This window comes from Streptomyces oceani, assembly GCF_001751245.1.
Lineage (GTDB): Bacteria > Actinomycetota > Actinomycetes > Streptomycetales > Streptomycetaceae > Streptomyces > Streptomyces oceani.
The window spans coordinates 56860-70951 of sequence record NZ_LJGU01000115.1 but is presented as its reverse complement, the minus strand read 5'-3'; the positions used below and the strand labels follow the sequence as shown (position 1 = coordinate 70951).

9 protein-coding genes, 1 tRNA gene and 1 pseudogene are annotated in these 14092 nt (G+C 71.1%); 5 read left to right on the top strand and 6 right to left on the bottom strand.

What is annotated here, in order from left to right; genetic code table 11:
* Positions 1-8: 8 nt before the first annotated feature.
* A complete protein-coding gene (locus AN216_RS09535) occupies positions 9-536 on the top strand; it encodes a DUF488 domain-containing protein (protein WP_070196203.1) in 528 nt (175 codons plus the stop codon).
* A 153-nt stretch (positions 537-689) separates the two neighbouring features.
* Here the strand turns inward: AN216_RS09535 and AN216_RS09530 are convergent, their stop codons facing one another.
* From AN216_RS09530 to AN216_RS09520, 3 genes are read right to left on the bottom strand one after another with little or no spacing between them, the layout of a single operon-like run.
* Complete coding sequence (locus tag AN216_RS09530) at positions 690-2183, bottom strand: hypothetical protein (RefSeq protein ID WP_079166420.1); 1494 nt, start codon at positions 2181-2183, stop codon at positions 690-692.
* A 6-nt stretch (positions 2184-2189) separates the two neighbouring features.
* Positions 2190-2702, bottom strand: coding sequence for a hypothetical protein (locus AN216_RS09525; protein ID WP_070196202.1), 513 nt, complete (start codon positions 2700-2702; stop codon positions 2190-2192).
* A gap of 6 nt (positions 2703-2708) precedes the next feature.
* On the bottom strand, positions 2709-3560 hold the full coding sequence (locus tag AN216_RS09520) for a glycoside hydrolase family 16 protein (RefSeq protein ID WP_070196201.1): 852 nt from the start codon (positions 3558-3560) through the stop codon (positions 2709-2711).
* A gap of 444 nt (positions 3561-4004) precedes the next feature.
* Between AN216_RS09520 and AN216_RS31205 the strand changes: the two are divergent.
* Positions 4005-8008, top strand: a pseudogene (locus AN216_RS31205) (nSTAND1 domain-containing NTPase).
* A gap of 36 nt (positions 8009-8044) precedes the next feature.
* Here AN216_RS31205 and AN216_RS09505 read toward each other — a convergent pair.
* A complete protein-coding gene (locus tag AN216_RS09505; RefSeq protein WP_070196200.1) occupies positions 8045-8938 on the bottom strand; it encodes a hypothetical protein in 894 nt (297 codons plus the stop codon).
* A 130-nt stretch (positions 8939-9068) separates the two neighbouring features.
* Here AN216_RS09505 and AN216_RS09500 point away from each other — a divergent pair, with 130 nt between their 5' ends.
* The 3 genes from AN216_RS09500 (at position 9069) to AN216_RS09490 (ending at position 12205) form a co-directional block, all read left to right on the top strand.
* The gene (locus AN216_RS09500; RefSeq protein WP_338059239.1) at positions 9069-10130 is read left to right on the top strand and encodes a polysaccharide deacetylase family protein; all 1062 of its coding nucleotides are present in this window, start codon (positions 9069-9071) and stop codon (positions 10128-10130) included.
* Between the two features lie 269 nt (positions 10131-10399).
* Positions 10400-10984 carry a TetR/AcrR family transcriptional regulator gene (locus tag AN216_RS09495; RefSeq protein ID WP_070196199.1) on the top strand — a complete coding sequence of 195 codons (585 nt, stop codon included), beginning with the start codon at positions 10400-10402 and terminating at the stop codon, positions 10982-10984.
* 15 nt (positions 10985-10999) lie between these two features.
* Positions 11000-12205, top strand: coding sequence for an MFS transporter (locus AN216_RS09490; RefSeq protein WP_070196198.1), 1206 nt, complete (start codon positions 11000-11002; stop codon positions 12203-12205).
* Between the two features lie 392 nt (positions 12206-12597).
* Here AN216_RS09490 and AN216_RS09485 read toward each other — a convergent pair.
* Both AN216_RS09485 and AN216_RS09480 read right to left on the bottom strand, forming a co-directional pair.
* Positions 12598-12671 (bottom strand) — tRNA-Pro (locus tag AN216_RS09485).
* A gap of 120 nt (positions 12672-12791) precedes the next feature.
* A complete protein-coding gene (locus AN216_RS09480; RefSeq protein ID WP_070196197.1) occupies positions 12792-14015 on the bottom strand; it encodes a thiolase family protein in 1224 nt (407 codons plus the stop codon).
* Between the last annotated feature and the right edge of the window lie 77 nt (positions 14016-14092).

Below are 14092 nucleotides of genomic sequence, written 5' to 3'. Positions count from 1 at the left end.
GCGGTGGCATGGCGAAGCACGTGTGGACGCTGGGGCATTCCACCCGGAGCTTCGACGAGGTGCTGACGATGCTGCGGGGCAACTCTCTCTCGTACGTGGTCGACGTGCGCTCGTTCCCGTCCTCCACGAAGTTCCCGCAGTGGAACCAGTCGGCGATCGTCGACGCGCTTCCCGCGGACATCGGATACCGATGGATCTCCGGGCTGGGCGGTCGCCGGCACACGCCCAGCGGCGTGCCGAGCGTGAACGGCGCCTGGCGGGTCAAAGCCTTCCGGGACTACGCCGACCACCTGGCCACGGACGAGTTCCGGTGCGGGCTGGCCGAACTGCTCGAGCTGGCCGAGCACGAACGGCCGGCGATCATGTGCAGTGAGGCGGTGCCGTGGCGCTGCCATCGCCGGCTGATCAGCGACGCGTTGACCGTCGCCGGCGTGGAGGTCACGGACATCATGTCGCCCACGACGACGAAGCCGGCGAGGCTGAGCCCGCACGCGCGGGTCCAAGGCGGCCAACTGACCTATCCACTTCCGCGGTGACGGCCTCCTGTACTGCCCCTCAACGAACGGTCTCGTACCCCTGGCACCCTGAAACCGGACGTCCTCACACCGGCATGGCGCGCCAAGGGCCTTCGGTCGCGGCGGAGAGCCACGACCGAAGGCACGGAGCCCCCGTGGTATACCGGCGGATGGTCACCGCTTCATGATCGGCCGGAAGGCATCCCGCACGTCGGATTTGCCGACGGAGACCAGTTGGTTGGCGTTCGGCCCGTAGTCGTCGAGGCCATAGGTGGTGTAGTGCAGCGTCGGAGGGCAGCTCGTTCCGCCGATCTGCAGCTGACGCTGGGCGACGCGCTTTCCGGTACGCAGCTCGTAGACCTTGACCGGGATTTTCGCCTTGTGGAAGGTCACGTGGTGCGGAGAGTACCGAGACGTGGTCTCGTAGTAGCACGACTCGACGCTGGCGCCATTCGTCGCCGAGCCCGCGCAGACCACGAGCGCGGCCTTGGCCGGATCGTCGGTACGCCAGCTGTCCGGGAGCTTGCCGGTGTACTCGTCGGAGCCGAGGAACAGTGCTCGGCTGTCTCCCTTGTCGTAAGCGGGTGCGCCGCTGTACGGGGCAGGCTCGGCGCAGTAGCCAGAGTCCGCGTCGAGCGTTTCTCGGACCAGACCGCGCACCTTGTCCAACTCGATGGCCTCGGAGGCCTCCCGCACTCCACTCCGTGCCTCGTCGAGGCTTGAATCGTTCGGGTACACGTCGAGCAGACGCTGGTAGCGCGTGCGCGCCTGCTTCCAGGAACTTCTCTCCATCAGCTCGTCCCCGCACGCTACCAACGCGGCCGGCTCCGTACGGGCCGCGGTTCGGGCGGATCGGTCCAGCAAGTCCCCGGAGGGCTCCCGGTCGAGCAGCCAGGCGGCGATGTCGGCGGTGTCGCAGGAATCGCGGGTGGGCAGCTCGGAGAGGAAGGACGCCAGGGCCGTTTCGACGGTCCTGTGATGTCCGGGCTCGTCCAGGACGCCAGCGAGGATTCGGAAGCCCTGCCGCAGGTCATCGATGCTGCCGGTCTGTGCCGCGGCCAGTTCGGCCGCGGCTCGCTCCAACCGGTGGCATGTCTCCACCACCGCCGCACCATGGTCGACGGCCACCGAGCCCGCCACGCGGTGGCCGAACCACACCTCGCCCTGGGCGGCCACGGCTTCCTCGCAGTCGCCGCTCTCGCGGGCCTCGTGCACCCGCGCCTCGATGCCGTACGCGTCGGTTCGCAGTAACCCGGCCGTCAATACCACCACGACCGCGAGGGTGAGTACGCCCGCGCGTTGGCCGCGCGGGGCCATCAGCCGCACGCGACCACGGGCCAGGAACCAGCCGTGTGCGACTCCGATCACCCACCACACGAGCAGCAGGAGCTCGCACCAGGTCGCCGCGACCGAGGCGGTGTACTTGAGAAGTACGATCGTGCCCAGCGCGGCCAGCGCGGCCAGCCGGCGGTGGCCGAGCAGGAGGTAGCCGACGCCGAGCAGCGAGGCGTTGCCCAGCGCCGCCGCTACCGGGTCCGCCGGGGTCAGCGGCGCCGGCGGCTCGTATGGGTCCGGCGGCTCGTGGGGCTCGTGGTGCTCGTGCGAGTCCGGCGGCTCGTGGGGCGCGGGGGACTCGTATGATCCGGAGTCAGGTGCGCTGTCGTTCATGATCGTTCACCTCTCGGGAACCGCGGCGGGCGGGCGGCGTACGGAGAACCAGCGGTGGGCCGTATCGCCGAGCAGCACCCACAGCGCGGCCACGTCGAGGACGAGGATCAGCAGCGTCGGCGGACTGGAGCCGCCCGCGGCCAGCGCGGAGACGTAGGCGAAGGCCGTCGCGGGAGTCACCACGAGCAACGACACGACGAGGACCACCCGTGTCCAGGGCCGGCGTTGACGAGCCCGTACGACACAGAGGAGCAGCAGAGCCGACAGCGCCCAGCAGCCCAGCGCCACGCACCAGGCCGCGCCCGCGGACATCAGGAGGTCCTGCCCGTGCTCCTGCCTGCTGCGGTTCTCCTCCAAAAGCGTCCAGCCGCCGATGGCGGTGCCCAGCGCGTGCACGCTGACGAGCACGAGGACGAGGAAGAGGGCCCGGGGCAGGCGCGCCGCCCCGGGTGGCGGGTCGTACGGTTCCCGGCGCTCCGGTGGTTCGTACGGATCAGGCAGGGAGGTGGAGTTCCCCATCGCGCGTCACCTCGCGCTCTCGTCGTCCGGCAGGGTGTAGACCCTGGCCCAGTCCACTTCGTAGACGGCGCTCTGCAGGTCCTCGCCGTGGAAGTTGTCCAACTGGATGGTCTGGTGCATGGCCGGTGCGCACTGGAGGCAGTCGCGGTCGGCGTTAGCGCCGCCGGAGAAGCGGAACCACTCCTCGCCGTCCAGGAAGCCGCGCAGGTGGTCCGGGGTCCACTCGATGGCGACGTTGTGCCACCGCGACAGGTCCACGCCGCACTTCCGCGCGAACTCCTGCTGCACCGGGACGTCCTCGGCGTGCGGGTAGTGCAGAAACGCCTCGGCGCACTTCTCGCCCGGGGCGCCGTTCTCCAGGTAGTCGTACTCGCCGTCTTGCGGGTGTTGGCCCGAGTCCGGCCAGAGGATCAGGAGTGGGTGGTACTGCCGTCCGTTGTCCGGGGCGGTGGCCCGGGAGCGGACACGCGCCTCCCAGCGGCCGTAGCGCTGACCGTACGGGGAGGCGAGCCAGCCGGTGTCGCCGTTCGCCTCGCCCGTCATGCGCAGGATGCCACCGACGACCCGGGTGTTGACGTCGCAGCGGCGGCCGTTGTCGCCGTGGCCGGGCCAGCACGCGCCGGGGGCGCTGCCGGCCAGCCGCCACTTGTCACGGTCTGGTACGGCGGGTTCGGCCGCGGAGCCGTAATCGAACTCGTCCGACCACTCGGGCAACGGCTCGCCCCAGCCGTACCGTTCGGCGGCGGAGGCGGGAGGCGACGCGGGTGCGGCGTTCACCGTGCACACGGTGAGGACCAGCACCAGCGTCGCCGCGCCGAACACCACGGTGAGGTGTCGGGCGCGCAGCCGTCTATACATGACTCTCCTTCAGCCTGTCGCTCGGTCAGTGAGGCGGACGCGGAGTGCGGGTGGTCGCGGGTGTGGTCCGAGCCCTCCCCTCGCGGGGCTCGGACCGCTGATGGCCGTACTGGCCATGTCCCTGAGGCATTCGACCGCCGTACGCGGTTGTTCAGCAGGCCCCCTCCGAGGACTGAACAACCCGGTGGCGGAAATCCCGCACCGGAGGGCGCCTCCGAACAAGCCACTCGGCGGAGTCGTGAAGGACGCGTGAACACCGGCGCCTGGTCCGCCGATACGCGCCCCGTTCGGTTGCGGCCGGCCCACCGAGTGCCTACCGTGGGCGCCCGATCAGACGCGCTGAGTCGTGCCGTGCGGACGGTCACCGCGTAGACGGTCCGCACGGCACGACCGGGTGCTGCCCTGCGGCGACGGAGCCCGGGGCGAACGAGGTGGGGCGGGCAGGTGTCTTCGAGGCCAAGAGCAGGGCGTGGCGAGGGCGAGTTGGACCCGGAGTCCGGTCCGGTGCCGAGGTTCGCCGCCGGGTTGCGCGCGCTACGCGAGTCCGCGGGCAAGCCCACGTACCGCGTGATGGCCCAGCGGGCCCGGTATGGCGTGACCGCTCTCTCGCAGGCGGCGGCCGGGAAGGACCTGCCCTCGCGTGCGGTGACGCTCGCCTACGTGAAGGCGTGTGGCGGCGATGTGCTGGAGTGGGAGCGACGCTGGCACCTGGCCTCGGCCGCCGTGGAGGAGGAGCCCGACGAGGGGGGTACGCAGCCGCCGTACCGTGGCCTGACCCGCTTCGAACCAGGTGACGCCGAACTGTTCTTCGGTCGCGCGCGACTGGCGGAGCGGCTGACCGAGCTGAACCGCAAGCACCGCCTCACCGCGGTCTTCGGTGCCTCCGGCAGCGGCAAGTCCTCGCTGCTGCGCGCCGGCCTGATCCCCCGACTGCGCTCCACCCCCGAGAACGAGAACCACGGGGAGCGGGCCGCCGCCCAGCCCGCCGCCGTGCGCATTCTCGCCCCCGGCGCGGACCCCCTGCGTACGCACGCCGAACGGCTCCGACCGGTGCCGGGCACCGACGCGGACACCTGGTTGCTCGTCGACCAGTTCGAGGAGCTGTACACGCTCGGCGCCGACCCCACGGACCGGGACGCCTTCATCGACCGCCTCGTCGCCGCCACCGAGGCCGACAGCCGACTACGCGTCGTCCTCGCGGTGCGGGCCGACTTCCTCGGCCGCTGCGCCGAACATCCCGGCCTCACGGCGGCGTTGCAGGACGCCACGCTGCTCGTCGGGCCGATGAGCCGCGCCGAGCTGCGCCAGACCATCGTCGGCCCCGCCCAGGCGGAACGTCTGATCGTCGAACGCACCCTGACCGAGCGCCTGCTGGACGAGGTGGAGGGCGCCCCCGGCGGACTGCCGATGATGTCGCACGCCCTGCTGGAGACCTGGCGCCACCGCAGTGGGCGCGTGCTGACCGAGGCGGCTTACGAGACCGCCGGGGGACTGCATGGCGCCGTGGTCCGTACGGCCGAGCAGGCCTACGCCGAACTCACCCGGCCACAGAGCGAACTGGCCCGCCGTATCCTGCTGCGCCTGGTCACCCCCGGCGACGGCACGCCTGACACACGGCGCCCGACCGAGCACGCGGAACTCGACTTCGGCGACCCCGCCGACACCCGGGTCGTGCTGGAACGTCTCGCCCGTGCCCGGCTCATCACCTTCGACGACGGCACCGTCGACCTCGCCCATGAAGCACTCATCACGGCCTGGCCCCGGCTGCACGGGTGGCTGGACGCCGAACGTGACCGGCTCCGGGTGCACCGCTCGCTCTCCGAGGCGGCCCGTACCTGGCAGCGGCTCGGTCGAGAGAGCGCCGCGCTGTACGCCGGATCCCGGCTGGACGCCGCCGAGGACGCGTTCCCGCGTGCCGCTGCCGACCCGCTCGACACCGCCGGTCCGCCCGACACCGCCGGGCTGGCGGAGGCCGCCGGGTCGCCGGACGCCGTACGGGACAGCGGCGACAGCGCGTCAGACCATGCCGATAGTCGGGGTGAACGGGCCGGCAGCCGCCCCGGTGGGGGCCGGCCCGTCGACGAACTCACCCCGACCGAACGGCAGTTCCTCTCCGCCTCGCTACGGCGTCGACGCCGCGCCGCCCGGCTGCGTCACACGGTGCTGGCCGCGCTCGCCGCGCTGCTGCTGCTCGCCACCGGTACCGCCGTCGTGGCACTGCAGGCGCGCGCGCCACGGCGCAGGCGGAACGGGACGACGCCGTCTTCGGCCGCCTCACCGCCGAGGCCGACGACGTCCGGGACACCCGCTCCGGCCTGGCCGCCCGACTCGACGTCGCCGCACACCGCATGCGAGCCACCCCTCAGGTCCAGGCCCGACTCGCCTCGGACGCCGGTCGGGCGCTGCCCACCCGGCTGTCCGGGCACCGTGGGCTGGTCAGTTCCGTGGCGTACGCGCCCGACGGCCGCACCCTCGCCAGCGCCGGGCACGACGGCACGGTCCGGCTGTGGGACACCACCGCGCGGTCGGGCAGGCCGCTGGGCGAGCCGTTGCGCCCGAGTGCCGGCGAGATCGGTGCGGTGGCCTTCCCTTCCCGGGACAGTGACCTGCTGGCGGCGGCCGGCAGCGGTGGCCGTATCCAGCTGTGGGATGTCTCGGACCGGAAGCAGCCCCGCGCCCTCGGCCGGCCACGAGTGAGCCATGACAAGCAGAACGTCGTCTCCCTGGCCTTCGCGCCCAACGGCCGTACGCTCGCCACCGCCGGGGACGACGGCACCGTACGTCTCTGGGACCTGAGCGACCCGGCCAGTCCCTCGCCACTCGGTGAGCCCGTCGAGGCGGACGGGTCCGACACCGGCAGCGCGCGGGCCGTCGCCTTCGCCCCGGACGGGAAGACGCTGGCCACGGCCGGCTACGACGGCAGCGTACGAATGTGGCGGGTTGACCCGGACCGCGACGCTGACGAGGGTCTCACCTCACTTGGGGAGCCACGCCGGGAACACACCGAACCCGTCTGGACGCTGGCCTTCGCCCCGGACGGGGACACCCTGGCCACCGGTGGCTACGACCGGACCGTGCGGCTCTGGGACGCCTCCGACCCGAGTCGCCTCCGGGCCCTGGGCGAACCGCTGGAGGCGCACGACGCGCCCGTCTTCGCGGTGACCTTCAGCCCCGACGGCCGTACCCTCGCCAGCGCGGGCGAGGACGACTCCCCGATCCTGTGGAACGTCGCCAACCCCGAATACCCCCAGCAGCTCGGCGAACCACTCACCGGACACACCCAGGCCGTGTGGGGCCTCGCCTTCAGCCCCGACGGCCGTACCCTCGCCAGCGCCGGTGCCGACCGTAGCGTCCGGCTCTGGCACCGGCCGCCGACCGTCCTCGACGACTTCACCAACCCGCTGACCGCAGTCGCCCACAGCCCCGACGGCGGCCTGCTCGCCGCCGCCAGCACCGATGACGCGCTGATCCGCCTGTGGCGTACGGACGACCCGCACCGGCCACGCCTGATACCGCGGCCCCTCGCCGGCCACGAGGACGACGTGCTGGCCGTCGCCTTCGCCCCGGACGGCCGTACGCTGGCCAGCGGCTCCCAGGACGGCACCGTACGACTCTGGGACCTGACCACACCCGGGCGTCCCGCCCCGCTCGGTGAACCGCTGGAGGCGCACGAAGGCGGCGCTCTCACCGTCGCGTTCGCCCCGGACGGCCGTACGCTCGCCACGGGCGGGGAGGACGACACCGTACGGCTGTGGGACGTGCGCCAGCGGGAACGCGTACGACCCGTCGGGGAACCGCTGCATGGCCACGGGGACACCGTCACCTCCGTGGCCTTCGCCCCGGACGGCCGTACGCTCGCCAGCGGCAGCGAGGACGACACGGCGCGGCTGTGGCACGTGGGGGACCCGGCGCGGGCCCGGCCGGCGGGTGCGGCACTCACCCGGCACGAACAGGCGGTCAACGCCGTGGCGTTCTCCCCGGACGGGCACACCCTGGCGACCGGCAGCGAGGATCGTACGGTGCGGCTGTGGGACGTACGGCGGGCGGACGACGCCCGGCGGAGCCAGCGCGCCCGGCCGCTGGCGGAGCTGGCCGGGCACAGCGACGCGGTGCGGTCCGTGACCTTCTCCCCAAACGGGCGGACCCTGGCCAGCGGCAGCGGAGACAGCACGGTGCGACTGTGGGACCTGAGTGAGCCCGAGGAGGCCGGGACGACGGCCAGTCAGGAACTCACCGGCCACCTGGAGACCGTCACCTCCGTCGCGTTCAGCCCGGACGGGGACACCCTCACCTCCGGCAGCTACGACCTGACGGCCCGGGTGTGGACCCTGGACGCGGAGCGCGCGAGCGACTACGTCTGCGCCCGCACCGGCGGCGTCCTGGGCCGGGCCGAATGGTCACAGCACCTACCACGCCTCGGCTACCGCGAAGCGTGCGAGACGGGATAGCCGTGCTCCAAAGCGCCTGAGCGCCTGAGCGCCGGCTCAGCCGGGGGTGAACTCCAGCACGGCCCCTTCCTCGTTCTGCGCGACGATGGTGATCTTCAGGTCGTCGCCGAACTCCACCTCACCGCTCTGACCACCCAGTTGCATCACCGAGCCCCCACTGCGGAAGGTGGTGAGCTGTTCCTCGACGGTGATGTCCACGGTCAGCCCGTTCGCCGTGACGTTCGCGTGCGAGGTCACCAGGACCTCGCAACTGCCGTCCGCGCAGGCGTCCGTGTTCTTCCCGTCGGCGGCCTCGGGCAGCGGGCCGGACGGATCGGGCGCGGGTGTCTCCTCGGGTGGCTTCCAGTCCGGGGCGCACTGCTCGGCGTCGTCCTGCGCCGCCTTCAGCCGTGGGTCCTTCCTCGTCAGCTCCGGCAGGTCCGGGTCCGGCGAGGTGAGGGACCGCACCAGCTTGTCGACCTTCTCGGCGCTCCCCTCGGCGTCCTCGAAGGCCGCGGCCGGGGACATCTCCTCCAACTCGGGCATGACCCGGCCCAGCTTCTTCAACCAGGCGTCGCGCAGCCCGTCGGCCGCCGACACCCCGGACGGATCGAGGTCCTTCAGATCCCGCTGCACCTCCTCCACCGCCCACGGCGTCTCGATGAGATATCGGCTGGCGAGGTGTTCGGCGGCGTTCGGACCGGACCGCTCGGGGTTCCGGATCTCCTTCAGGTCCGCCGCGCTGTCCGACCGTACGGTCTTGAGCGCCGCCGTCGACTCGCACAGGTCGCCGACCCAGCGCACCAGTTCCTTCGAGGGGGACCGACTCGACGTCGGTACGGCCGACCCCTTGTCCGAGGCCCCGGACCCCTCGGCCCCGCCTCCGCAACCGGTGACCGTCAGCACCAGGCCGACGGCCAGCACGGCGAGACTTCCCCTCTTACCGCCCATCCCAAGCCCTCTCTCCACCAGGACGTGCCGGGCCCGCTGCCCGGCACGTACGCCCAGTCCAACGGATCCGGGAATTGTTCAGTCACCCCTTCCGCCGCGGTGAACAACTCCCCGTACGGCGGGCGTCCGCGTGGACACGCGTCAGGAGGCCGCCGCGTGGACTCGTACACCCAAGGACCAACAGTGGGTGAAGTGGGGCGGCGGCACGGGGTCACCGGACACGCGCTTCACTCGGCGGGACACTGCGAGGATCGACACGCACCTCTCCCACACGACCACCAGCGGGGCGACGAGACTGTCGAGCGAGCTGCTGGGATTCTCCCTGGAAGCCCGGGTGCTTCTCGTCAACTGCGACGACATGGGCATGCATACGGCGGTCAACACCGCCGTGGTCGACTCCGTCGAGCGGGGGATCGCAAGCTCGTGCAGCCTGATGACGCCGTGCCCCGCCGCTGACCACGCCATGCGGCTGCTCAGCCGGCGACCGGAGGTTCCGTTCGGCGTCCACCTCACGCTGGTACGCGACTCGCGGCGCCATTCCTGGGGGCCGTTGGCCCCGCGGGAGCGGGTGCCCTCGCTTCTCGACGATACGGGCTGGTTCTTCGTGGCGACGCCCGAAGGGCGCGCACGGCTCCTCGCACAGGCGCGTCCCGAGGAGATCGAGCGAGAATTCCGCGCCCAGATCGAGGCCGTGGCGGCAGTGGGCCACGCACCGACCCACCTGGACTTCCACTGCCTGGCCGACGGAGGCCGGGACGACATCCTCGACCTGACGGTCGCCTTGGCCGCCGAGTACGGCCTGGCCGTACGGGTCTGGCTGGAGCCTGGGTGCGGGAAGGCACGGCGGCAGGGCTTGCCGGTCGCCGACAACGCGTTCCTGGACAGTTTCTCCCTGGAGGCCCAGGACATCGAGGGCAAGGCCGCGCGGTACGCCCAACTGCTGAGCGAGCTACCGGCGGGCCTCAGCGAGTGGGCGGTCCATCCGGCGATCGTCGACGAGGAGTGGCGGACGATCGAACCCGCCGGCTGGCGTGTACGGCAGTCCGACCACCACTTCCTGACCTCCGATCAAGCCGCGGAAGTACTCCAGCGGGAGGGTATCGACGTGATCGACTACCGCCCGCTGCAACGCGTGTGGTCCCCGGCCCGCGACTTCGCCAGCCGGCCACCCTCGCCGAACCACCGTTCCTGATCGACGCCCCAGATCTCCTCTATCAGAGGTCAGTTGAGGATCGCGTTGGAACAGCGCCCGCCCTCAGCCACGAGCCGAAGTCGGTGAACGTGGTCAAAGATCACGTTCAGTGGCGGGCGCTGGATGGCGAGAGAGGACGTTCGCCGTCGAGACGCTGAACGGCGAGGTGAAGCAGGGCCTGATCCTCGGTTCCGCGTCCTGGACGGTGCCTACGACGAGACCGCGCCTCACGACGCCAAGGCTTCAATCATACGTGTTAGTTTGTATGTATGAAGCGCTCGGCCGAAGATGCGGCGATGACGCGCCTCACGCTGCTGGAGGCGGCGTTGATGGCGTTCGAGGAAAAGGGGTGGCGGGGGGCGACGTTCGAGCACATCGCCGAACGCGCCGGTGTCACGCGCGGCGCTCTGCACCATCACTTCCGGAGCAAGGCCGTACTGCTGACCGAAGCCCTGGAGTGGGGCTGGTCGGACTACGGGAACCGGATCTTCAGCCGTGAGCACACGCCTTCCGACGTCGAGGGCTGGCTACGGGCTGTGCTGAGCGAGTTCGTGACGTCGCTGCGCCACGATGGGCGGTTCCGGGCGTTGGCCTCCACCACGGTCCTGGTCGCACCGCAAGCGCTCGATGACAGCAGTCGCAAACACGAGGCACTGGACGCATGGCGCGATGAGATCGCCACGTCTCTGCGTGCTGGTACCGACTTGCCGATGCCGGCCGAGACGGCCGCCGGCCTGGTGCTGGTGCTGATTCAAGGGTTCACCGTGACGGCAGTGACTCGACCCCATGATCTTCCGCAACCCGAGCACCTCCACGCCGCGACCGCGGCGCTGGTCAGGGGGTTGCTCTCCTAGAAAGACGACAACTTCATGTCAACTCACCACCTCGCCTCGCCGTGGCGAGGCACCACACCCACGCGTGCGCTGATCGTCGGATCGGCCGCGGTTTTCACCGACATGCTTCTCCACGGCCTCGCCGTGCCCGTCCTGCCGCTGCTGCCCGCGGTGGTCCAGGCGGGACCGGCGGCCACCGGCATTCTGTTCTCCTCGTACGCCGTAGCGATGATCATCGCCACGCTGTTCGCCGGACGCGTCGTCGACCGGTACGGACCCAAGACACCGCTTCTGATCGGCCTCGTCAGCCTCGCCGCGGCGACACTGCTGTTCGCCACCGGCGGTCCCTACTGGCTCCTGCTGTTGGCCCGCCTCGCCCAGGGCGTCGCCGGCGGAATGTCCTGGGTCGCGGCCCTATCGCTGATCGCCGCGACCACAAGCTTCGCCAAGCGCGGCCAAGCGATGGGCATCGCCCTGTCCTCCCTCACCCTTGGCGTGCTCATCGGTCCCCCGCTGGCCGGGTTCCTCGTGGAGCACTTCGGCACCGCGTCGCCGTTCCTGTTCGCCGCCGGTGTCGCCCTCGTCGACGGCATACTGCGCGTCGTCCTGGTCAGGGGCACCCCCCGGGTCACGGATGATGCCGGAGGACCCCTCACAGTTCTCCGCGTGCCCGGATCGTTGTCGGTCGTGCTCGGTGTCGCGGTCGGTGCCGCTGTGCTCTCCGGTGTCGAACCGGTCTTGCCCGTCCACCTCGGAGCCAGCTCACTGACCATCGGGCTTCTCTTCGGCCTCACAGCGCTGGCAGCAGTCATCGCCAACCCGTTCGTGGGCCGCTATGTCACCACCGCATCGCCCAGGACCCTGATCGGCTCCGGCGTCATCGCCGTCACGGTTGCTCTGCTCGTGATCGGGTTCGCGACCACACTGTGGCAGACCAGCATCGGCCTGGTGCTCCTCGGGATCTCGTCAGCCCTGCTACTCGCTCCAACCACCACGCTGATCGGGGAACAGGGCTCCCGCTCCGCACCACCCACTCTCGGCGGGTCCTACTCCCTGTACAACCTCGCTTACGCCGCCGGGCTTGCGGGCGGCCCGCTCTTCACCGGATTCGCCGTCCAGCAGACGGGGTTCACCTCCGCGATGACCATGACCGCGGCCATCCTGGCTGTGCTTGGTGGAGCATCCCTGATCGGGATACCCGCACGAACGTCTGCCGATACGCAGACCGGAGCGCATGCCTAACAGCTGTCCCGCAACTGGCGTCAGGACGTGTCCTGGGCGTGGGCTTGGGCCACGGCGGCGCGGGCGGTGACCGTATGGTCGACAAGGGCGGGTCGTGCCTCCGCTCTCCGACCATGACCACAGCACAGCTCGGAAAGCTGCTGGGAAGGCTGCGGTGGACGTCGTTTGCCGAGGCTGGAAAGGGTCGTTGGGTGCCGGCTGAGCGGGCTGCGGTCTTCAACAGGCTCACGTACGGCGCATTCGCCGCGACATGGACGAACGCTTCCAGCAGACGATGAAGAACTGGCTGCGCGCCCAGCCCCACCAGCCAGCCACCCCACCCACACATAACAAACTCCCGAACCCACAACCGCGAGTCCGGGAGTCTCCGATGTCCTGAGACACCACACACGTCGGGACGGCGGGATTTGAACCCACGACCCCCTGACCCCCAGTCAGGTGCGCTACCAAACTGCGCCACGTCCCGGTGCCCGCCCGGCCCGGTGCTTCCCGGTGCCGATCGCGCATGAAGAACCATATCGTACTCAGGGCGGTGATCGCGCACTCCCTCCTGCGCCGCCGGGCAGGACCGTGGGCCGCCCGCCCCTCAACGCTCCAGGACGAGCGCTTGACCCTGCCCCACCCCGACGCACAGCGCGGCCAGGCCCGTACCCGACCCCGCCGCCGCCAGTTGGTGCGCCACCGCGCCGGCCAGTCGGGCGCCCGACGCCCCGAGAGGGTGGCCGAGCGCGATCGCGCCGCCTCGTGGGTTGACCACCTCGGGGTCCAGCTCTGGCCACTCGGCGAGGCAGCCCAGGGCCTGCGCCGCGAATGCCTCGTTGAGCTCGACCGTACGCAGCTCGTCGAACCCGCGCCCCGCCTTGCCCAGCGCTCGCCCTACGGCCTCCACCGGCCCCAGGCCGAACAGCTGGGGCTCGATCCCGGTCACCGCCGAGGCGGAGATCCGGGCCAGCGGCTCCCCGCCGGTCTCGGCGAGACCAGCCTCGTCGACGAGCAGCAGCGCCGCGGCCCCGTCGTTGAGTGGAGAGGAGTTTCCGGCGGTGACCGTGCCGTCCGTGCCACCGCTGTCGCTGCCGGTCCCGCCCGTGCGGAAGACCGGTTTCAGACGCGCGAGGGCCTCCGGCGTACTGCCGTCCCGGATGGTCTCGTCCCGCGCCAGGGTCACGCCCGGATACGGCACCACCTCGGCGTCGTACCTCCCGGCCTGCCAGGCCGCCACCGCTTTGTGATGACTGGCCGCGGCGAACTCGTCCTGCCGCGTCCGGCTGATCCCGTGCTTGTCCGCGACCAGTTCGGCGCCCTCCCCGAGGGAGACCGTCCACTCCGGGCGCATACGCGCGTTCACCATGCGCCAGCCCAGTGTGGTCGAGTGCATCTGCGGCGCGCCGGCTGGGAAGGCGCGTTCCGGTTTCGGTACGACCCAGGGCGCGCGGCTCATCGACTCCACCCCGCCGGCGATCACCGCCGCCGCGTCCCCGACCGCGATCATACGTGCGGCCTGCACCACCGCTTCCAGCCCGGAGGCGCACAGCCGGTTGACCGTGCTACCCGGCACGCTCAGCGGCAGCCCGGAAAGCAGTACGGCCATCCGCCCGACGTTCCGGTTCTCCTCACCGGCGCCGTTCGCGTTGCCGAGGACGACGTCGTCGACCCGATCCGGCGGGAGGGCCGGCGTACGCTCCAGCAGGGCGCGCACGGCATGCGCGGCCAGGTCGTCGGGTCGTGCGGAGGCCAGCGCGCCGCCGTACTTGCCGATCGGGGTGCGGACGGCGTCGAGGACGTACACATCACGGAGCCGGTCGTCGGTCATGGCACCGATCGTGGCAGCAGCCGGGGGCGGTGACCAGACCTTACGGATCACTGACGGCACGGAGCGGCATCGCCGCC